This is a genomic window from Paracholeplasma morum (genome assembly GCF_016907055.1).
Classification (GTDB): domain Bacteria; phylum Bacillota_I; class Bacilli_A; order Acholeplasmatales; family UBA5453; genus Paracholeplasma; species Paracholeplasma morum.
Genome location: NZ_JAFBBG010000003.1, coordinates 113,136 through 139,055, shown reverse-complemented (window position 1 = coordinate 139,055; position 25,920 = coordinate 113,136). Strand labels below are relative to the sequence as shown.

The 25,920-nt window shown below is 36.9% G+C and carries 3 protein-coding genes; all 3 read right to left on the bottom strand.

The features are described from left to right. Positions 1 to 5,162: beta strand repeat-containing protein (locus tag JN09_RS02670; RefSeq protein WP_204432379.1), on the bottom strand; the 5,162-nt coding region annotated here is incomplete at its 3' end. A gap of 16 nt (positions 5,163 to 5,178) precedes the next feature. Further along, the gene (locus JN09_RS02665; protein WP_204432377.1) at positions 5,179 to 23,919 is read right to left on the bottom strand and encodes an InlB B-repeat-containing protein; all 18,741 of its coding nucleotides are present in this window, start codon (positions 23,917 to 23,919) and stop codon (positions 5,179 to 5,181) included. A gap of 1,027 nt (positions 23,920 to 24,946) precedes the next feature. Then, the gene (locus JN09_RS02660) at positions 24,947 to 25,843 is read right to left on the bottom strand and encodes a diacylglycerol/lipid kinase family protein (RefSeq protein ID WP_204432371.1); all 897 of its coding nucleotides are present in this window, start codon (positions 25,841 to 25,843) and stop codon (positions 24,947 to 24,949) included. Positions 25,844 to 25,920 lie beyond the last annotated feature (77 nt).

The following is a 25,920-nucleotide window of genomic DNA, read 5'->3' as shown; positions in this document are numbered from 1 at the left end:
GCGACATCTTGTTCGTATTGATATGTGTATAAAGTACCTTTTGTACCATATTCACTTTCAGCTTGAATAGTGATTTGGTTGATACCTTGTTTTAAGGTATATGTGAATTGCTTGTTCGAATCTAAGGTTACTAATGCGCCATCAACGTATAGTTTTTGATAAGCATCTGCTTGTGTAACTGTAAATACGAAAGTCTTTTTACTAAATAGGAAATTACCTAAATCTACTGTGCCACTATGACTTGAGAAATCATAAGTGATTCCACCAATTGTAATATTTGTGATCTCGTTATTATCGTTCTTAGATATCACTTTTACTTGATATGTATTGGTAGTGCCGTCTTCAGCGGTTACGACGATTGAATAGATATTATCTAGTCCGGCATTGATTACCTTTGTCCCGGTTCCAGTAACCTTAGATAGATCAGCTGGATTAACGGTACCGATGATATTTACGCTTGCGACACTTCTATCTACTCTTAGTTCATAACTATTCGTAGTTGGATTGAAGCCTACTAATTTGTTTATACCATTTACTAATACTTCAAGTCCTTGAAGCTTGTTTTCTTTCTTAGCTTCATTTCTTGTATAGCTTAATGTGTATATTTCTTCTGTTACGCCATCTTCAGCTATTACTTTAATCGTAATTGTGTTAGCACCGGTCTTTAATGCGTATTCAAATAAGTCAGATGTCTTTAATACGCCATCAACATATAATTTAGCATATGAATCTGTGTAACTGATTCTAATGCCTATTGATCCGTCAAAATCGCTAAAATTAAACACACCTAAATCTTGGGCGTAATCTGTTGGATTGAAAGTATATCCGGATAATTTATCGATTTGAATGTTTGTGATATCGGCATTGCTAGATACCACATAAATCTTCACTGTATAAGTGTTTTGAGTAGTTCCGTCTTCTGATCTAACCACAATAGTGAATGTGTTTAGACCACTTAGTAAAGTAGTGCTACCATTTCCACTAATAACTGTGCCGTTTTTACCCGCTACAGCTGCAATAGTAATCACTTTGTTTAAGTATTCTCTACCTAGTGACTTTTCCATTAGTAAGCTTAGTGGTATACCATCTAGAACGTTAGCCCCTTCTGCAGTACCCGTTAGGCTTGATAATAATGCTTCACTTGAAGCAACTGCTTGTTCATAGGTATAAGTATAGATAGTCCCTTTAGTTCCGAATTCGCTTTCTGATTGGATCTTAATTTGATTAACACCTTGTTTTAAGGCATATGTGAATTGCTTATTGACATCTAATGTCACCAATACATTATCAACGTATAGTTTTTGATAGGCGTCAGCTTGAGTAACAGTAAACACGAATGTCTTCTTACTAAATAAGAATTTACCTAAATCTACTGTGCCAGTGTGACTAGAAAAGTCATAAGCTACATCAGCAATCTCGATGTCATTGATTTCGTTATTGTCATTTTTTTGTGTAACTACGACATGATAATTGTGAACGTAGTTAGTATCTTCAGCAGTTACTGTAATCGTAAACTGCTTATTTCCACCCGGAGTGAATGTTAAGTCTGTGTATTGTTGGTTGATCGTTGCGTTTGGATGATTCTTGACCGCAACGATTTGTGACAACACAACGCCTCTATCCACGCGAATGGTATAGGTTGTGTTATTTCCAGTTGTAACTGGTGTAACGCCTTGAAGAAGGTTTCCAGAGGCTGTTAAAAATTCAAATTGCTTTAACGTTGTGTCTGTACTTGCTTCTAGACGCGTCAGTTTGATTTTGTATAATGAAGTGGTTACGCCATCTTCTGCTCTCATCGTGAATTGAAACTCAATCACACCTGTTGAAGTGAAAACCCATTTACCACTAATAAGACTTGGATTGGTATTGTATACGGTAGCCTTACTAGTTGAACTTGGATTTATTACCAATGAGTAGTCTTTTTGACTGAATGGTAATTGGATTGAAGTTAAGTCAAGAACGCCACCAGAGAACTGAGCGAAATTATAAGTTGTTCCATTAAGTACTATATTGTCAAAATTGGTTGAGTTGTTTGCTCTTTGAACCATGACTTTGTAGTCTCTTGTTGAACCATTTTCTGCTGTTACTCTAATGATATAGGTTTCTGTATTACCTGCTGTTATGGTCTTAGTTTCAGTATATATGGTTGCGTTATTCGCAAAATGAGAACCATGATCAATCGCTGGTAAAGTTGCTTTCACAGTCACTGATGCATTATAAGTTGAGTCAATTCTTAAGAAGTATGCGTCTTTTGCCGCATCAAATGATGGAATTAATGTTTCTGATCCACTTGTACTCGATACTAGAACTGATATTTCTCCAATATCCGTATTACTTCTTAATGCTTGACGTCTAATTGTATAGGTATATTCTGTTCCTTTATCCCCGGATTCAGAGGTTGCAAACACTTTGATAGTGGTGTTTGTTCCAGCTGCATTTAAGGTAACATAACCATTAATATCCCCGGGAGTAGTAATTTTTGCAAAATCACTCACTGCATCTGCAATGATTTTGATTCTATCTACTGAGCCTGCGACATCAATTGTATATGAAGGAGTTGCGGCATTCCATGAATACCCAATGACTTCGTTCTTGTTATTCTCTAGAACGATAGAATCCATTGTATTATTTTGATCAGCAACAACCACTTGTGTTTGATATACTCTTGAAACATTCGCCTCAGATGTAACTGTGACCTTGATATCGTATATCACACCGCGCACATAAGCGATGCTAGCGCCTGTTGAATAAATGGTATCGGTTGATGCTTTATACTCATACTTAACTTGTGTTAAACCGTTAGAATTACCACCAGTAACCGTTGCATCAATGAATAAGTTTCCCGCGATTAAGGCTGGATCAAGAACCAGTTTGCCATAATTAGTTGGTGGAATTTGGTCTGCAATAAAGCCATTTGGTTGAACACCAGCAATCTTTAAATCTGATAGCGTATTGATGGTGTCTGCTGCTTCTCTTATTACAGATATTTCATAATCAGTGGTAGTTTTATTCTCTGCTGTAACTGTCACAATAAAGGTTAATGTTTGTTCATTAACACCGTTAAATGTAACACTACCGTCAAGATTTCTTAACATGGTTGAGCCAAAAGACCCATTACCTGATTTATATTGAACGGTTGCATTTGCATGTGTTGCGAATAAATTGATGTCCAACACGTTTACAGTGTAAGGGACTTTGATGTTTGCAACATATTTATTACCAGTTACTTCAAAACTTGCATTAGTCAATAACGTTTCTGTAGTACTTCCTCGTTTAACTGTAATTGCAAATGAAGTGTCATTGGATAGTTTAACAATAGAAAGTGGGTATTCTTTCGATGAACCACTTTGTGATGTTACTTTGATAACATAGTTGGTTGTCCCAATAGATGGAGAAACATTTATAATTCCGGCTGGAACTAATGTAATGCCATCTTCATTGTATAAAGAGACAGATCCAAATTCTTTATATATATTAGCAATCGAATCCACTGAGAAGTTTACACTAGTAGTTGATTGATTTTTGATTGTGTAACTAAATTGAGTCCCATTAAAGGTTGCTCTATAGTCCGTTCCGCCTTCAGAGATAATGACATCATTCGTGTTTAATGTATTACTTGTTGACTTAGCTCTTTCAACGTAGAATGTGTTTTCCGACAATGTGCCATTTTCTGCAGTCATCGTAAATGTCACTCCGTATAAAGTGCCTTTATCGATAGGAGTGTTTGTAACATATTTCCATAATTTTGGATTTGTTGTGTCTTTTGTAAGGGTACCTGAAGATACCTGAGTTCCATCTTTACTGATAACGAATGTCCCTGATTTGATGGTAGATTCATTAAATGTAACGTTGAAGGTGAAGCCTGTTGCTGTTTCTATTAAGTTTACAGTCCCAGCTGGATCAGTACTAAAGACACCTGTGCCATTAGGCATAGATGATACTTTAATTCCATTTGTTATAACAGTAGCTGTTGAGTCTAGCACTTTTTGAGTAACATTAATCGTGTACTCTTTTGTCATGCCACCTGCTAATACTTTTACCACCACTGTATGAGTCCCACCAGTTAGGTTACTGAAAGTCACTTTACCATCTGTTTGAGCTCTTAATGATCCATTCAAATAGATTTCTTTTACAGCGTAAGATTCAGTTGAAACAGGTTTAATCGAAAAACCAGTAGCCTGTTGGCCTCCCGGTATTTCTACGTTATAGCTAAGGATATCTTTGTTAAATGTTGGTGTAGGTGAAAAACCATTTCCAGCAAACCCGAGACTTTCTAGAGTCAAAATAGGGTCATCAACACTAACAAAAGTCACAGTATGGGTCTCGGAAAGAGACCCATCCGTCACTGTAATTGTTACTACATCTCCAAGCTTAACCGTACCAGTTGTACTTTTAGTCATCGATACGGTTGCTGTTCCTTTAGTTGGAACTACATTGATCAACTCGGTTAATGGTTTTAAGCTATCGCCAAAAGTAATACCTACGTTATAGTTTGATCCGGAAGCTCCCACTGATTGTGCAGCTCCTCCAACGGATATACCACTTAATGATGCATCATTACCTGCAGTTGAGATAACGATAGGGTTAACTTTGATTTTAGTTTTATCATGATATGTATTCGTTGATACATCAAATAAACTACCACTTGGTACTGTAAAATCCACACTTAAGGTTGTGTTACTTACGTTATCGTAACCATCTACTTTGAATGGGATGGTAGCGATTCTAACTTCAGTATCTGCTGGAAGTGGCAAGTTATTGTACTTACCACTATCCCAGACAAACCCAAAAAATCCAGTGGAATCAGAGTTGATTGGCTTAAACAGTTCTTGTTTGTCACGACCAGTCCCAAGCGTTGCTATATTGTATTCATACCCTTCATTTAGTTTAAAGTAAGTATTATTCTTTAGCCATGCAGCTTGCATACTGGTAATTTGTCGATTTGCTCCAATACTTTTAATAATTACATCAATTGGTATTTCACCATATTCATCTAAGTAATTGACTAATTGATAGGGTTCAATATTAGATATGTTCGTATCAGCAAATCTGAAACTAACCTCAAATTGATCCCCGCTTGCACTCACTTCTTTCTGATTGAGTCCGAAGTTCAATAGAAACAATGATGAGATCACAAGTAAATAACTAAATATTTTTTTCATTCTATCTCCTTTAAATCTATGCATATATATCTCCTTTTCCAGAGACATGTCTATACAGCAAGTCTATATCAATGGCAGTTATTAGATCATCTTCATTAATCAACATAGATAATAGTTGCTCTTCAAACAAGTCTGTTTTTCCAGATACATATCTATAAATTAAATCGTTGTCAATAGCGGTAACTAATCCATCTCCATTAACGTCACCTTTTAAGACCACTCTTACACGGTCTTTAAACTCATCTGGGTTTGATCCATCCCTAATTACGACTTGTAGTCCTGTAAAGACCACTCTTTGTAAATCTGTAATTAATTCACCTTTTTGGTCTAGGAACTCAACTGTATCATTTCTGAACTTAGTTTTTAAATCCTCTATTGTTTGGTTCAATGATACACCTAGTAAATAAACTGGTTTATCTTCATTAACCCTTTCTAAAATCGGTCTAATTGTAGTTACATCCGCATTCACGATACTATAAGTGTCTTTGTATTCGTCTTTAACTTCAATAAATCCATCGAATGCGTATCTTGCTTTCAAGATAACCCAACCAATAGTACCCAGTTCTAAAGCGGTAATGATTGATGGTGAATCTCCAGATGCACGTTGTCTACCTTTTAATGACATTTCATCTAGTGATTCTTTAATCTCTACTAACTCCCAACCAATGAATTTATGATTTTCTTTAATTGGTGTTGGTAGTATCGCTAGAGGTGTCTCGATAGTGTATGGATCTGGTGGTAACTCTGTACCGCCATCAGTATCATATATGACTTCGTAAACAATCGGATTAAATGCTGCGTATAAAGCTAAATTGCCCGTTTCTTCAAAGACAAATGACGCTTTATCTGCATAAGTGATTATTTCAGTATTTGGATCAGTTTTCCAACCCGCAAATGTATAACCACGTTTTGAGAAATTACTTTCAGATAGAGATACCTGTGAACCGTATGATACGACTTCGGTTGGTAATCCCCCATCATCTACATCTATACCATAATAAATAATTTGATATCTATTTGGTTTGAATATAGGTTCTGTAGAAATATCTTTTGTAATTCTTGATAAATCCTGATCCCATGATACAAATCCGAAACCATCTCTTAATGGTGTTGGGATTGGATCCGTATCGAAGTCGATACCTGTATCATGTTCCTTAATAATCACAACTTCAAATGTGTCATACACGAAGGTAACTTTAAAGGTTCTAATCTTCTCTTCGAAGACTGGGATTACTTTTAAGTCCTGTGTAATCACATCAAAGGCTTTATCCCATCCAGTAAACACATAATCATATCTTTCAGTTTGAGCTTTCGTAGGAATTCTACTTGGTTCAATTGCAGATTCTCCATGATTAATGATTTGTAGGTCTAAGGCTTGATTGTTACCATCGAAGAAAGTGACTTTATAAGTAACTGGAACAACTTCATATACTGCGTAGTAATCGACGTTGCCAGTTAATAATTGCGCAACCATCTTGTCCCAACCAACGAATCTGTAAGTGAAGGTTTCTTCGCCAATCTTAACTGGCGTTGGTGGTGGAACAATTAGTGAACCATATCTTCCTTTAACTTGTTTTAGGATTGTAATGTGGTCATCGTCATAGAATGTGTATGTGTATAGTCTTAATACAGACACATATCTTACTTTAATCACTGTATCTTCTGTAATGAAGTTGAATGATTTATCCCATCCAGCAAACACATACTCATATTCGGTAGTTGGTGCTTTCGTTGGGATTAAGTCGAATGTTGGTTCGGTTGCCCCTGTACCATAAGCCACTTCTTGTTTCTTGATTGTATTACCGTATTCATCTACAAATGTTACTTCATAGGTTTGCAGGAATCGGTTGTAAACCGCTTCAATCACGGTATCGGCTTTAATATTTTCAGGTTTTTGGAACCACATTCTAAACTCATAATAGTATTGTTGGTTTCCTGATTTAGTTGGAACGCCTTCTGGAAGGACTCCACTAAATCCGTATTGAACCTCTTGAACATCAAATACTTTGCCATCACCATCTAAGAATGTGACGGTATAAGTTCTGATGGTTTCTAGATAAATTGGTCTAAATTCTAAGTCTTCAACCATTATTTCAGGCACTTCTTGATCCCAATCGATGAAAGTGAAGATGAACTGTTCTGTTTGGTCTTTGGTTGGTGCATTCGGTAAGGTGATTTGTGTACCATATGGCGCGCTAATCACTTTATATACTTCACCTTGTGCATCATAGAACGTATAGGTGTATTCATTTAACTCTTCATGAACGATTAGAACCACTCTTGTGTTGTCTGAAATGCTTCCGAAATCTTTACTCCAACTATAGGAGTATCTAAATTCTTGAGTATCCTCTGGAATAGTAACGACTTCAGGCGCTGTTGCAGGATGACCGAATTGGACTTGTTCTTCTTTTAATACTTGATTAGATTCTGTCACGAATAATACTGTATAGTATCTAACGACTTCTTTGAACTCGGCGATGATTGCAGTATCTTCTGTGATATTATCAAACGCTTGATTCCAACCCAAGAAAATGAATTCATATTCTTTAGTAGGATTCTTCATTGGAATACCATCTGGTTCTAAAGCAGATTGTCCATAGGCTACCATTTGTGTATCGAAGACATCGCCGTTACCATCAATAAAGGTAACTTTGTTTTGATTCTTCAATTCTTCAAACTCGGCATATAAATCTATAGAACGCGTGATGAATGAATAGTCATCACTATAACCTTTAAAGACATATCTGAAATCAACGGTTGAATCTTTAGTTGGAACTGTAACAGGCGTATCAGCAGATTTTCCGTATTCTACCGTTTGTTCACTAATGATCGAGCCATCTTCATTTAAGAATCTTACGGTGTAGTAGCGATCTACCTTCCCATAAGTTGCATGAATATCTTTCGATGCTTTAATGTTAGTAAAGTCTTCAACCCAGCCCGTAATTGCCCAAACATATAGGTCATCGATGACTTCAATGTCTAAGAACTTGATCGGGTCGTATGCATCTTTGCCGTATTCAACGGTTTGTGTATATAAGACTTTGTCTAAGCCGTTTTCTTTACCAATGAATCTCACTTGATAATATCTGTCGACTTCAGTGAATGTTGCAGTAACGGTTGTATCTTCCATAATGCTTGTTAGGTTTGTATTATCCCATCCAGCAAACACATAGTATTTAGTAGCGGTTGGTGTTTTAGTTGCACTTGTTGGTGGAACCACTGGTTTACCATATTCAACTAAGACACTTAAGATTTCATGAAGGTCTCCGTCTACGAAATTAACTCTAAATTGTCTAATCGATTCTTCGTAAGTAGGGTTAATGACTAAATTGCTATAGATTTGGTTGTAGTCTTTATCCCAGCCAGTGAAACGGTATTCAAACTTAGCAGTTTGGTCTTTCTCTGGACTGAGTGGCGCTGTTGCAGGTAATCCGTACTCTACTGTTTGTTTAGAGAGTTCTTCACCTTTAGCATCCATAAAGATAACTTCATAATATCTGTCATACTCATCAAAGAGCGCTTTAATTGTTAAGTCAGATTCAATGTCTGTAAAGCCACGATCCCAACCTTTAAAGATGTAAACTTTAACTTCTGTTCGATCTTTTGTAGGTTGCGTTAATGGGGCTTTAGCATCTGAACCAATTGTAACTCTTTGAACTTCGATGATGTTATTTTCGTGATCCACGAATGTAACCACGTAGTAATTAAAAGTTTCCTCAAAGATGGCTTCTACTGTGTAATTTTGTTTAACATTGGTTAAGGATGTAACGGTCTCGTTATTAGATTCCCAGCGTACAAACTTATAGAAGATTTGATCAGAACCTGTCTTAACAGGGGTTGGGAATGTGAAGTTTGCGCCATGATTAACGACAAACACATTGGTTTGGTCACCATTAATAACGGTCACTTCATACGTTCTAATACGGTTAACGTACTGCGCTTTAACCACAAGGTTGCTTCTTACATCAGAGAAATCTTTATCCCATCCAACAAAGACGTTTTCATATGCCTCGCGTGCATCTTCTTTAATTGGAGGGGTTGGTGCTGTAGCTTGACCTCTATACTCTACTTTTTCATTCTTTAAGGCAACCGTTAGGTCATAGCCATAGAATGTAACGGTATAGTAACGAGCCACTTCACTGAAATTAGCTTCTATTACGGTATCTTCTTTAATGTTAGTTAGTGGTTTATTCCAACCAGTGAACTTATAAGCAATTTCGCCAACCGGTGTTTTTCTTGGTTCACCGACTGGATTGTTTGCGTTTTGTCCATAAAGGACGGTTTGTACTTCATAGACATTATTGTCGCCATCCATAAAGGTGACTTTATATGGTCTTAATCTTTGTTCGAATAATGCTTTGACTGTCGTATCGCCCATAATCATTTGATAAGACTCATCCCAGCCAGAAAATACATACTCATGCATAGTCGTCATGGCTTTGGTTGGTGTCCCATTTGGAAGGGTTGCTTTTTGCATGTATTCAACGACAATGGTTTCACCAAACGGATTGTCATCGCCATCAACGAAGTTAACTTCATAATAACGATCAATTTGTGTGTACAGTGCATTGATGACTAAGTCACTAACAATGCTTGTATAGGTTTGATCCCATCCTGTGAACTTATAGGCAATCATACCTACTGGTGTCTTAATAGGCAATCCAGAAGGGGTAGTAGCCGCTTCGTTATAAGCTACTTGTTGAACGCTATAAGCTTTGCCATCGCCATCTAGGAATCTAACTTCGTAATAGCGAGGAGAGGTTTCATAGACTGCGGTTACATCAAGGGTTGATGTAATCGAGTCAAATGGTTTATCCCAACCTTTGAATGTGAAGTTTTCTGAAATGCTTGAAGCCATGGTTGGTTTGGTTGGCGCGAGCGCTCTTGTGCCATATTCATACATGTCTTCATGTAATACTTCACCATCTGGATTTAAGAATCTAACCTTATAATAACGATCAACCGCTTCAAAGATTGAATTGATTGCTACTGGGGCATTAATGACTTGTTCAAAGTTGAAATCCCAGCCCGTAAACTTATAGGCAAATTCATCAAACAGTTTCGTTGGGTTTTGAGTTGGTGCGGTTGCTTTTTGTCCATACTCAACTTTAATTTGTGTAAAGAAATTACCATTACCATCTTTAAATGTGACGTTATAATAACGGTCGATTTCTGTATATGTGGCTTTAATCGTAACTGGTTTCGTAATCATGGTCGTAAAATCAAAGTCCCATGCTTCAAAGAAGTATATCTTTGTTAGACTTGGATTCTTTTGTGGGATTAGACTAGATTCCACTGCGAAATCACCATGTAATACGGTTTGTGTTTCGATTGTGTTGTTATTACCATCCACAAACTTCACTTCATGTCTAGCTACTTGCCAGTTGGCAACTAGTGTAATGTTTTGTTCATCATTAAACGGTACTAAGGATTCCCCTAGTGCATTTGTGTACTTAATGCGGTCGCCATTTTCCTTAATCATGTACCAACCTTCAATTTCGAATCCGAACTTGAATGGTACAGCTAGTAAGTAATCCTTATTAGGAATGACATACTGTAATGGGTAAGTATTATTAGCGGTTGCTCCATCGTAATCATACGTAATGGTATATAAAGTTGTTTGAGTAGATAGTTTAGAGTTTTCCTTAACATTCTCAGAAATGTTTCTGGAGAATACTTTAAGTTGTGGGTAGTTTGAAGTGCCATCCACGTTATAGTTTGTCGTCCAATGTGTGGTGTTTAAATGCATTTGTAAGTCGCTATTTCCGATTGAGTTTAAGCCAGTCATATACGCTTTATCAAGACCATAAACTGTATTAGAGTCTTCTGAGTTTGATGCTGCTTTAGTTGGTTTAATGTAACCGGATACGTCTCTGTACGCACCTAAAATACGTGTGTCATAGAAACTGTTTTCAACAAATTCGCTTTCTAAGAAGCCTGCGATTGCGCCAACAAATTTTTTACCATATACCACGCCAATGTTATAAGTATAATTTGTAATGTTTGTTACTTTACCACTAATACCACCTACATAGTTAGAGCCTTTAATGTCTCCTCTGTTATAGGCATTTTCTAAGAGTCCGTCATTATGTCCAATGATACCACCAACATAATCAGAACCAATAATTTCTGCTTGGTTATAAACGTTAGATATTGATCCTTTGTTTAGACCAGCAATACCTGCTGTATAAGATAGCCCTTTAATAGAGCCTGATACACTTAAGTTCTTGATGGTTGCTTCTTTTCCGACATGGCCAAATAACCCTTGATAATTCAAGTTTTCACTAAGTTTAATCTTGAAGTTTGCACCATTACCATCTAGGTGACCTAGGAATGGGTTTTTCTCATTACCGATTGCTGTAAATTGATAGTTTTCTTCTGCATCCATAAAGTTGAATTCATCTGTTTCTGATGCAACTTTAAAGTAAACGCCTAAGTATCTATTGCCGCTATTAACGGTTTCTGCTAATGCGATAATGTCTGATTCATCTGTTAAGATATATGGATCATTCTCTAGTCCGCTACCTTTCATGAATGTGATGGATTTAACAGATTCTAATGAATCATTCTTAATGTCTGTGTTTACATTATTTGCAAAGAATGTAATTTGTGGATAGAACGCATATTCATTTACTGAAGGCGTAGTCTTGAATGATGCTGGATAATAGAAATTCATTTGTTTGGTTTGTGTCCCAATGCTATTTAATCCAATCATTTGTCCATGGTATAGCCCTTTGACTGTTGCGTTATCCAGTTTATCGTAATCGCCAAATGCTTTTGTCGGTTTGGATAATGTCATTGGTCCAAAGTTTTCAAGTACGTTAATATCGTAATATGAGCGAGATACTGATCCGCCTAAATACTGACCAACGATTGTACCAATCGAAGATTTACCACTAATGACACCGGATGTGTAAGCGTCATGGAGATGTCCGGCATCCATCTTACCGATAATACCACCTGCGATGGTTTCATCTGTTCTAACAGAACCTGAATGATAAATACGATTCGTGTTTGCATTTGCATCTGCTTGTAAGCCCACAATACCACCTGAAATATCCTTAGATGCGATGATATCGCCATCGTTAAAGGATTCAGTAACTGAGCTTCTATTTTCACCCACGATACCACCAATCACGGTGATACCTAAGATTTGTTTTGTATTATATGTCTTGGATACAGTAGCACGGTTTAAACCTGTAATACCACCGACGTGGCTCGCGCCTGTAACACTTGCTTTATTGTAACTTTCAGTTATGACGAGTTCGTTTTCACCGGCAATACCGCCTACATAAGAACCAAGTGCAGAAACGATTCCGTTGTTGGTTGCATTCTTAATTGTACCGACGTTAACACCAGTAATACCACCAATAGAGTTTGCCCCATCATTAACACTACCAAAGCTCTTAATAGTGGCTAGGTTTGTTACGTTTTCAATCGTACCGTAACTTCTACCTGCAACCCCACCTAAGTAACTTCTACCAATAATCTGTCCACTAACTGTAAGATTCTTAACAGAACTGCCTGTGCCTAATGTATGGAATATACCTAAATAGTCGCTAGACTCATTGTCTAAATCGAGAATGAAGTTTGCGTTATTACCATTTAAGTGTCCTCTAAAGCTATTTTGATCATCGCCTAGTGGTGTAAACCATAAATCTGCCAAGGTTAAATCAATGACAGAAACCCCATCTTGAACCTTAAAGTATTTATTGATGAAGTGGTTTTCATTTAAAATGAATTCATTAATAATCATCATGTCATACCCATTAGTAATAATATATGGGTCAAGAGCGGTTCCGTTACCTTCTAACTTCTTATCTGTAATAGACTCAAGTGAGTATTGTTTTCTCAGTGCATCCGTATGAGTGTTAAATACGAGAAGTTCAGGGTAATAAGAGGTAAAGTCATTACCTTGTTTGATGCTGTATTTAGTACGTTCTAAGTTCATTTGTTCATCGTTGTTTCCAATTGGATACAATCCAGTCATATTCTTAAGAACTAGACCCTTAACATCGGTTGTGTCTTCGGTTTGATATACGGCCTTAATAATTAATGATGCATTTGGATTATAAATACGTGCATTAACGTTTTCTAAGTTGTAATAAAGTTTCGATAACAGACCTGTGTTTGTAACAACAACCCCTGCTGTAAAGGCTTTAGAAAGAATCAATCCTGCATGGAAACCTTCAGTGATTGTCCCGCTATTAAGTGCTGAAATACCTGCAACATGGCTGGTTCCTGCTTCTAGACTTCCTGTGTTATATACATTGTGGATATCCCCTTCGTTAAGACCAGTAATACCACCTAAATATGAGTTACTTGTAAATAGTGTTCCATAGTTAAAGCTATTTTCAATGGTTGCACTTTCTTTGTTAACACCGGCAATACCACCCACATAGTTTGCACTAGCGTGGATTTCGCCCTTATTAAAGCTTTGAGTGATTTCACCAAGTGCGTCATTATACCCAGTAATACCACCCGCATAAAGGGTAGTACTTGATAATCTACCTTCATTATAAGAGTCATTGATAATCGATTTGTTGATACCGGCAATACCGCCAACATAATTTAAACCACTGACTTCTGCTTGGTTGATTAGGTTAGTTAACACACCTTCATTGGACCCAACAACCCCACCCACATAGTCAAGTGCAGAGACTTTACCAGTTACTATTAAGTTGGATATTGACCCCGTTGATCCGACTTGTCCAAATAACCCTTGGTAGTTAGCACCGTTTTTTATTCTAAGGTTGAACGTTGCCCCGTTACCATCAAATGAACCATTAAATGGAATGCTTGACCCAATCGCACTATAAATCACTTGATCCGATGCTAAATCAAAGGTTTTCTTAGCTTGATAAACCTTAAAGTATACATTAGTTGTCGCGTGATTTTGCGAAACGATTAAGCTTAGTGATTGCATATCTGCTTCACTTAAGATGAAATATGGTGTATCCATAGCCCCAGTACCTTGGAAAATACTCTTTGTAACTGAGTCTAAGGAATCATTTTTAACTTCGATATAACTGCTGTTTGCGAATAATGCTAATTGTGGATGATAAGCTGTATAACCCACATTTGGTTTAGTCTTAAATGCGGTTCCTAAATTAGCCTTGCCTAAATAACCTCCCGATAATTCTGAGGTTGTTAATCCATATACTGTTTCGTTATTTTCTGCATTACCAAAGGCTTTAGTAGGTTTATTGCCTGTAAGTAATAACATAACGGATAAATCATAATAACTTCTTTCGGTTTGTGCATTGGCATCGATACCACCAATGACGCCACCTAGAGCGCCACTACCTGTGACTGTACCGATACTATAGGTTCTACTTACTGAACCAGATGAATGACCAATAATACCACCAATGTAGTTTCTACCTTTAATTTGTCCGGTATTATAAGAGTCGTATATTTCTGTGCCCTTAGCTTGTGCACCTGCAATACCGCCCGCATAGTCGTAACGCGTAATCGTTACGGATGCGTTATTGTAGGCATTTCTAATAACACCATTGTTATAACCTACGATACCACCCGCATAATAATCATATGCAGTGATTGTAGCTAAGTTATATACATTTTCGATTAGACCGGCATTTCTACCTGCGATACCACCAGCAAATCTAGACCCTGAGCGAACAGACCCGCTAACAGATAGATTTCTAACAATACCAGTTGTCCCGATGTAACCAAATAACCCTTGATAGTATTCACCGCGATCACTATTTAAATTGAATCTTGCGAAATTGCCATCAAATGATCCTTCAAACTTATAGGTTTCATTTCCGATTGGAACGTATTTAGTAGTTAATGTATCTAAATCGATGAGAGTCACTTCATCTGCAACTCTAAAGAACATGCCTTTTAGGGTGTTCTTTGATAATACTAAGTCTGAAACAGCCTTCATATCATCGGCATTTCGGATGATATAAGGGTCGCTTTCAATACCAGTACCTTCTTTAAAGCGCATTGCAGAAACACTCTTTAGCGAAGCGGCTTTTACATCAGCAAGTGCATGTTTTGAGAAGTAACTTAATTGAGGATAATAAACTTCAAAGCTTGCTGGGCCTTTTGCTTCCCAGCTTGCAAGTGTTGTAAATGGCATATTAACAAGCGTTGGTTGATGCATGTTAGATGCAGATAAGCCTAGAACTGTATCTGTATCAGGCATATTACCAACAGCTCTAATTGGCGCGTATCCAGAGGTAGGTTTGTAGATTTCTGCAATCTCTTTATTGTAATAGAGTTTGTCGATTGTACCATCGTTAATACCAATCACACCACCGACAAATGAGTTTGCCGATAGTTTACCAACCACATAGTTGTTATTGACATCGCCTTGGTTGTATCCAACGATACCACCAGCAGTGTCTTTTGCGTTAAGGGTTGAGATGTAGTATGTTTCAGTTACGATGCCTTCGTTTGCACCAACGATACCACCAACTTTACTGTCCCCTACTACTTTTGTTGTAGAGTAGACGGTATTGACAGTCCCTTTATTATAACCAACCACTGAACCTACATAGTTTGTGCCTGTTATCGTTCCGGATGTGGATAACTTAGAGATGACTGCATCAGTATCTGTATAACCAAATAATCCGATATAGTTTGTAGAAGATAGACCTAGTTTAAAGTCTACACCACTACCATCGAAGAACCCATTAAATGGATTAGCCATTGAACCAATTGGACCATAGTTTAGTCCTGTTAATGTCATGTCAAACGTAATTGCGTTAGCTCTTACTTTAAAATACACATCTTTAAATGAATTCCCATTATTTACCAATGTACTAAGAATCGTCATATCGTATTCATTAACGATGATATATGGTGAGGTGATTGTTCCTAAACCTGCAAATATATAAGATGTAATGGAATCCAATGAATCCTTCTTAGTAACATCATTTTTCTCTGTAAATACTTTAAGTTGAGGGTAGAATGCATTGATGCCATCGTTTGGAATCAATACCCAGTGCGTTAAGTCTAAGGATAACTTAGTTACCCCTGTTAGATAGGATTTACCTACACCTATTACGTCCTCTTGGTCGAGAACGTTTCCAACCGCTCTAATCGGTTTTGCCCCAACGGTTGAAATGTCAGCTTCGATCAATGATTGATCATAGAAGCTGTTATTAACGGTTGTTGTTCCTATGCTTGCACCAAGAACACCACCGACATTATTTAACCCTCTAATCGTAGATGAGCTATATGTATTATCAATGCGTCCATTGTTGAGGTATCCAACGATACCGCCTACATAAGAACCTGTGCCTTTGACACTATTTCTATTGTATGCAAACTCAACTTGAAGATTGGCATCACCGGAACCAACAACGCCACCAATGTGAGAGGTACCTGAGATTTCTCCATAGTTAAACACATGCGCCAATTTCTCATTTTGTGCATGTCCACTAATCCCTGCAACATGTGCTCCGGTTGCAGTAATGTTATTCATATTATATGCGTTAGTAATACTTGAGTTATTTGAATAACCTGCAATACCACCAACATAGTTTCTTGCTTTAATCGTTGTCTTAGAGTATACGTTATTGAGTTTCGTATTGAGTGCATACCCAACAACTGCCCCAACGTAATCTCTACCGGTTAAATCACCAGATACGGTTAGGTTTTCAATTGAACCATTTTCTACATAGCCAAATAACCCTAAGTAATCGGTTGTTGTCTTATTGATTCCAATGATGAATTCTGCGTTGTTTCCATCAAAGAATCCCATGAACTTTCTTGTTGCACTACCGATTGTATCGAATAGTAAGGTTGGATCTGTTAAATCAAATGAAGTAACCCCATCTAGAACCTTGAAATAGATGCCAAGTAAGTTATCGGCCTTAGCTACATCCGATAGTACTTTCATATCGCCTTCATGTCTAATGATATAAGGGCTATTCTTATCTCCACTACCTGCAGCAAATCTAATGATTCTTGCAGAAAGTTCAGAATTATTCTTAATCGTGCCATTAACATTGTTTCTAAAGCCTGTTAATTGCACCAAATAGTCATACATACCAGTGGTTGCACTCGTAGCCCACAGAGTAGATGTAAGGTTTAAATCTGTAAGGTTAAATAGAATTTCTTTAGCAACCCCACGAACATCATCAGTGTTTTGTTCATTACCGACTGCATATAATGGTTTGATTCCAGTGGTTGGCGTAAAGAATTCAATCACAGTAATATTAAAGTATGCGTTTGATACCTCACCGGTATTGTATCCGACGACCCCACCAACGTACTGTAAACCACTAATACGGTTGCTGTGGTATACTTCGTTAATTACGCCTGCGTTATGACCTACTACCCCACCGACTCTTGCGCCAGTTGAGTATACTTGACCAGTATTGTAGGCAAGGGTTAAATTAGACATGTTTTGTCCAATGACACCACCTACATAGTTTTGACCATTGATAAGCGCTGTACTATATACTTCGCTTACCTCACCTTGGTTCTTACCAATAACGCCCGCAACATAATGTCTACCAGTAACTTGCCCAGTTACAGATAATCTCTTAACAGAGGCTTCACTAGAGATATTCCCGAATAAGCCTTGGTAGTCGTTTGAAACATTAATATTTACGTTAAAGTTTGCATAGTTTCCATCAAAGTGACCACGGAATGGTACTTCCGAAGAACCAATGGCTTTAAACTCAACAGTTGATAAATCGATATTAGAAATATTGGATCCGACTAAATAGTAAATGCCTAAAGCATCAAAGTCGACCGTTAATGAGTTGGATAAATTCACCATATCAGATGGTGTAGAAATGATGTAAGGACTTGCCAGAGTACCGTCTCCTAAGAACGGATTGGTTCTAACTGACATAACTGAATCATTCTTGATTTCATCTACTAAACTTGTCGCAAACACTTTTAATTGAGGGAAATATGCATAATTTCCTTCAATATCGCGATAAGTCCAATATGTAGACCCAAATTTGGTTGAAAGCGAATCCGAGAACATGCTTGTTTTCAATACACCATGACCAGATACTGCTGTTGATGGTTTTAATGTACGAGGTTGTTTATAACTCATTAAGACTGAAACATCATAGAATAGATTTAATCTAACGTTTGCAGACCCTGTATAACGGGTTTGGTTGTCATTACCAATGACACCACCAACAGTTGCGTTTGCTGAAACAAGACCTGAACTGTATGCATTCTCAACTCTATTGGTTGAGTTTGCACCATAAGTATAAACAGTATAAGCATAAATATGACCAATGACACCCCCGGCTGTATTGTTTGCTAAAATTTCTGCTCTATTGTAAACGTTAGAAACGGTTCCTCTTAGTACGAATGATACGATACCACCAGCATAAGTAGCCGTTGCGGTAACATTACCATTATTATAAGAACTGTTAATGGTTCCGTCTAATTGATAACCAACAATACCACCAACATAGCTTCTACCGTTGATAATTGCTTCATTATAGACGTTTTGGACTGTCCCTGATTCTTTATAACCTACAACACCTGCTGTATGATCAAGACCAGTAACCGTACCACTGACAGATAAATTCTCAATAGTACCAAAGCCAAAATAACCAAACATAGCTTGATAGCTTGCGGCTGCATTATTAATATTTATAATGAATTCTGCATTATTTCCATCAAATGATCCATAGAATGGTTTTGAAGATGACCCAATTGGGACGAAGTTGTCTAGAACAAACTCTTCAATGCCTTCATCCACTTTAAAATGGAATCCTTTGAATGTATTACCTTTATTTACTTTTTCTCTTAATGCATCGATATCGTCAACGGTTCTAATCAAGAATGGATAATCCGGTGTTCCTAACCCATCGCCAATATCAACTTTAACGCTATTAATTGAATGATTTACAATACCTTCTGTTTCGCTTGATGCGAAAACAGTCAATTGTGGATAATATGCTAAGCCATCCGCATCCGGTTTAAAGGTGAAACCACTTGGTAATCTTCCAGACATATCCTTGAATAGAATACCGCTGTTTAATCCTTGTGTAGATGGGTCAGTTGAAGGTTTAACCGCCTTAACTTGATCGTAGTTAGCAATGACTGTAATGTCATAGTATAGATTTGATCTAACGTTGCTTGAACCTGTATACCTAGCTGGGTTATCATATCCGATTACCCCACCAGCATAGCTATTTGCTGTGGAAGTACCTGAACTATAAACGTGTGAAATAGAGTTCGTCGCATCCATACCATAACTTGGTACAGTGTAAACATAAGTATACCCAACGACCCCACCAGCATAGCTTGTAGCAATAATTTCACCTCGGTTATAGGCGTAGGCAAGAGTACCTCTGTCGATTAACCCAATGATTCCACCGGCATAGGATCCGGTAGCTTCTACTTTGGCCGTATTATAGACATTTCTTATGATACCTGTTGACATTTGTCCAGCGATACCACCGACATAACTTTGACCTCTAACACTTCCCGAAACGGAGAAGTTTTCAACGATACCAGTTTGTGTATAACCAAATAAGCCTTGATGGTTTTGGATACGATCAATTGCTAATATAAAATCAACGCCGTTTCCATCAAAGTTACCAGCAAATGGTTTTGAAGGAGATCCAATAGGTTGGAAGTTCGCCAAATCAATTTGGCTGATGTCATCATCAACCTTGAAATGGAAACTGTAGTAAGTATTTCCTAAAGCTACTTTTCTTGAGAGTTCATCCATATCAAACTTGTCTCTAATCAAGAATGGGAACTCCTTAGTTCCTAAACCATCCCCAACTTCATAAGCAGTTGACAGTGAAGAATCTTGTCTAATACTTTCTACGCTATGATTTGAGAACACTAATAATTGAGGATAGTAAGCGGTTGTCCCACTCTTTGGCTCATAGTGCCATAGGTTTGTAGGGAATCCTAGAGTATTTACAGATCCATACACTAAATCACTTGTTGTTCTACCATAAGCATGCCCAGTTACAGGTGGCTTAACCGTTCTTGGTTGGTCATAAGTAACGAGTATGGATGTATCATAGTAAAGACGCGTACGCGCGTTAGCACTACCTGTATAACGTTCCTGGTTGTCATTCCCAATGACACCACCAACGGTTGTGTTTGCTGCTACCAACCCTGAATTGTATGCATTTTCAACTCTATTGGTTGAGTTAGCACCATACGTATAAACAGTATATGCATAAATATGACCGATGATTCCGCCAGCTGTATTATTCGCTAGAATCTCTGCTCTATTGTAAGTATTTGAAATCGTTCCTCTTAATACAAATGATACGATACCACCTGCATAAGTACCAGTTGCTGTAACGTCACCGTTGTTATATACGTTGTTGATGGTTCCATCTAACTGATAACCAACCATACCACCAACATAACTTCTACCATTGATGACAGCTTCATTATAGACATTTTCTACTGAACCAGATAGCTTGTATGCCACCAATCCAGCTGTATAATCAAGGCCTGTAACTGACCCTTGAATCTTCATATTTTTAATCGTCCCAAAGCCAAAATAACCGAACATAGCTTGATAGCTTGCGGCTGGACGATTGATACTTAAATTAAATACTGCGTTGTTTCCATCAAATGACCCATAGAAATGATGTGAAGGGGATCCTATTGAGTCAAAATCACCCAAGTTGAATTCTGTAACGCCATTATCTACCTTGAAATAGAATCCTTTAAATGTATTACCACGATTAATCATGGTCTTTAGATCTTCAATATCTTGTTCATTTCTAATTAGGAATGGGAAGCTTTCAGTACCTAGACCATCTCCAACATTCACTTTGACAGATTCTTCAGATCGTGCCTTAGTTGTCGCGTTTTGATTATCAGAGAAGTAGGTTAATTGTGGATAATATGCATACCCATTTCCATCTGCTTTGAAAGAGAAACCTGATGGCAACTTCGCTTGCATTTCTTTAAACATAATACCGCTATTTAAACCTTGTGTAGAAGGATCTGTAGAAGGCTTGATTGCTTTTACTTGGTCATAATTAGCAATAACAGTAATATCGTAGTATAAATTAATTCTAACGTTAACATCGCCAGTATATCTTGCTGGGTTATCATACCCGATAACCCCACCAACATAGCTATTGGCTGTGGCAGTACCTGAACTATAAACGTGCGAAATAGAGTTGGTCGCATTCATACCGTAACTTGGTACAGTGTAAACATAAGTATACCCTACAACCCCACCTGCATAACTTACGGCGACAATTTCACCGGTATTGTATGCTTGTGTTAAAGTACCTCTATCGATTAATCCAACAATACCTCCAGCATATGAACCATATGCTTCGATTCTCGCTGTATTGTATACATTTCTGATTGTACCTGTCGATTGTTGTCCTGTAATACCACCAACATAACTTAACCCTTTAACAGAACCAGAAACTGAAAAGTTCTCAATGATACCTGTTTGTGTATACCCAAATAAACCTTGGTAACTAACAGATGGATTATTAATATCTAAAACAAAATCTACGCCATTACCATCAAAGTTACCAGCAAATGGTTTTGAAGGAGATCCAATAGGTTGGAAGTTCGCCAAATCAATTTGGCTAATTCCATCGTCTACTTTGAAATAGAAACTGTAATATGTATTTCCAAGTGCTACTTTTCTTGAAAGCTCATCCATATCAAATTTAGTTCTAATTAGGAATGGATATTCTTTAGTTCCAAGACCATCACCAACGCCATAAGCTGTGGATGTTGTAGAATCATTCTTAATTTTTGCTACTGAACTGCTTGAGAAAGCTAACAATTGAGGATAATAAGCGGTTGTTCCACTCTTTGGCTCATAATGCCAAACAGACTCAGGGAAGCCTAATGTATTAACCGTACCATATACCAAGTCACTAGTTGTTCTACCATAAGAATGTCCTGTTACAGGCGGCTTAACGGTTCTTGGTTGGTCATATGTCACAAGCACGGATGTATCATAATAAAGACGCGTACGAGCGTTAGCACTACCTGTATAACGGGTTTGGTCATCATTACCAATGACGCCACCTGCCGTTGTATTGGCAGAAACAAGCCCTGAACTGTATGCATTTTCAACTCTATTGGTTGAGTTTGCACCATAGGTATAAACGGTATATGCATATAAATGACCGATAATCCCACCAGCTGTATTGTTTGCAAGAATTTCTGCGTTATTGTAAACGTTTGAAATAACGCCTCTTAATACAGTTCCTACAATACCACCTGCATAAGTACCAGTCGCGGTCACACTTCCGCTGTTGTATACACTGTTGATGGTTCCATCTTCCTGACGACCAACAATAGAACCTACATGGCTTCTACCATTAACAGTCGCCTTGTTATAGACATTTTCGATTGTCCCTGAATATTTATAGGCAACTACCGCTGCAGTATAATCAAGACCTGAAACAGATCCACTTGTTGATAGATTACTGATTTTACCATAACCAAAATGCCCGAACATAGCTTGATAGCTTACGGTCGAGTTGCTTATATTCAAAATAAATTCTGCATTATTTCCATCGAATGATCCATAGAAAGGTTTAGCAGCGGATGCACCAATAGGAATAAAGTTTCCTAGATTGAAACTGGTTCTACCATCTGCTACTTTAAAATAAAATCCTCTATAGGTTTCACCCGTCTCAATTTGAGTTTTGAGTTTATTAATGTCATCTAAAGTTCTAATCAAGTATGGATAGTTAAGTGTCCCAACACCATTAGAAATATCTACTGTATTGCTTTCTAAGGATGCAGCCTTGATGTTAGAATGTGAACTTTCAGAGAAGTATCTTAGTTCAGGATAGAATCCATATCCACCGTTAATATCTCTAAATGAGAAAATTGCCGCTAACTTGTCTTCCATACCGCTAAAGAATACTTCACTATTTAGTCCCTGGGTACTAGCCATTGAACTAGGTTTTCGATTGGATGCTACTTTGTGATTAGAAATCACTGATATATCATAATACAAGTTGACACGTGCATTTGCACTACCTGTATATCGTGCTGGGTTATCATAACCAATGACCCCACCAGGGTTACTGTTAGCTGTAACTGTACCTGAACTATATACGTTTGAAATTGAGTTAGTCGTATTTGAACCATAACTTGGAACAGTGTAGACATATGTATATCCTACAATACCACCAGCGTTATTTACCGCAATAACATCTCCACGGTTAAATGCATTGGATAAAGAACCCATACTGAGTAATCCAACGATCCCACCAGCATGTGAGCCCAACGCTTCGACTGTTGCAGTACTGTATACATTTCGAACGGTACCACTTGCCATCTGACCAACAATACCACCAACATAGTTCAAACCCTTAACTGAACCAGAAACTGATAAGTTTTCTATGACACCTGATTGAGTAAAACCAAAAAGCCCTTGATAATTTAAAGTTGGATTATCAATGGCTAAAACGAAGTTCACACCATACCCATCAAAGTTACCTAAGAAAGGTTTTGTCGATGATCCAATTGGCGTGAAAACTCCAAGATATATCTCAGAGATATTTGCATCTACTGTAAAATATTTCCCCGAGAAATTTTGTCCTTGTGAAACTAATAGAGAAAGCATATCCATATCTGCCTTACTGCCAACAACATATGGATTAGCCTGAGTTCCTTCTTCAGATAAGAACTGAGTTGCGAACGCAGGCTCTCTTCTTGGAATCTCAACAGTCTCGTCTTTTTTCGTTAGACTATTAACGAGAAGGAAGCCAAAAGAAAGTATTAGTACTGAGGCTAGTATGAATTTGTATTTATTCTTAAAACCCTTTAACATCAACATTCTCCTAACAATTACAAATCGTTTTACACCTTAATTATATAATTAAGTGAGGGAATTATTAAACGGATCATGATAAAAAAAACGAACAATCAATCAGAATGGATGATAAATCGCTTTATCAAGGGATTGTATGAAGCAAAATAAAAAAATTAATAATTATACGAATGAGTAGAAAATGACATAGTAAAGGGGAAAGTACATTGACACATCAGAAAAAATCAATAGTAAAAATCATTCAAAATAAGAAAATATAGACTAAACAAATGAAAAAAACTCAATTTTTGTAAATTTATTGAAAAAAAGAAATATAAATTAAGGCTAATAAATTTATTATAAAAAATATAAATAACGAGAAAATATATTCTTGAATCATGAATGTTTTTTTTATAATATTTTTTTATTCGCAAAAAAAAGTGCTCATATTTTTGACTGAATAAATAATAGAAAATCGCTTTGTTACAATAAATTAAGACAATAAAAATTTCTAATACTTTTATTTTTTATTGCGGATCATTTTGTAATTATTAATTAGACAGAAGTATTGTATACGATTTATAGATTTTATATAAAATAGTTAATTAATAATGATTTTTTAACATGGCTAATTTTACAAGTGTTCTGACTACTGAACACTGTTTATCTTATTTTTCACCTTTTTCTTCTAAGTGGGACATAAGAAGTCCTGCCACAGTACTTAATATTATGTCATTAATCCGTAAAATCATGCATATTTTTTGTCCGATAAATCTCATTAATAAGCTGTTTTACGGGATTTTGAAACCTGAAAATTAATATGTAACAGCGTTTTTGGTTTTTAATGCTTTATTGACTAATATACCTATTTTTTATTTTTGATGTATTGTTTACTTTGATGTTGAAATCATATTTAATTCAATCACTATCAGCAAATTAGTATCGGCTTTAAATTTAAGAGTATTAGCTCTTCTTTTTGTAAGTTTTACTTGTCATATTATTGTAATATTATCAGATTAAGAAATAAAAAACCATTCAAGCGAATGGTTTAGAAAAAATACTTTGATGCTCTTTTGGATACATATATCTCAATGGCTTCTTTAATAACGACTATGTCTACTGAACCATGTTCCTTTTGCTCACCGTCAGTATTCCATTCTACTTTTGGATCTGCTTTAATACTATATCTGGATGATTTTAATTGATGACCACCCTTAGTCACAAGACCCCCTAGTGCAAAGAATGATAACACTTTGAACAGGGTTAGCAATCCTCTTCTTTCGAATAATCTGGCTTCCAAAATGCCATCATTAAGTTTGGATTTTCTAATTAAGAATAGATTTACTCCACCCACTCTCGGACCATTTAAGAATAAGAGTAACGTGAACGTTCGTTCGATTATGCCATGATCATATTCAATTCTAAGAGGTATCTTGTAGTCATAAAACATATCTGTTATTCCACGTACTACATAAGCAAGTGCCCCGAATCTTTTCTTATCGGAACGCTTGATATCATAGCTTGCTTTTGCAAATTTACCTGTCGCTGCTGCATAGGTAAAATACGTGTCATTTAGTTTGGCGATGTCCATTTTTCTTGAGACACCATCTCCAAGTATGAGCTTGACTGCCTTCTTAACATTTCTTGGAATCCCTAAAAGATGTGCAACGTCATTAACCGTTCCAGTTGGTATGTACCCAATCTTAGGTTTCACTTCTAGAGTCATTATGCCGTTAACTACTTCATTAAGTGTTCCATCTCCCCCAGCGACCAATATAAGATCATAGCCCGGTTTTGATGCAAACAGCATTGCGTCGTTTTGTTTTGTAGTTTTTAATACTTCTACTTCGTGACCTTTATCTGTAAATGATTGAACAATTCTTCGATGGTTTTTTTCAATTTTGCCTTTTCCACTTTCGGGATTAAAAATGAATCCTATTTTCAAACAGATCACCTCATTTCTATTCTATCAAACTTATATTAAACGCGCTAATGATTAAGATAAAAATATTTTATTACTAA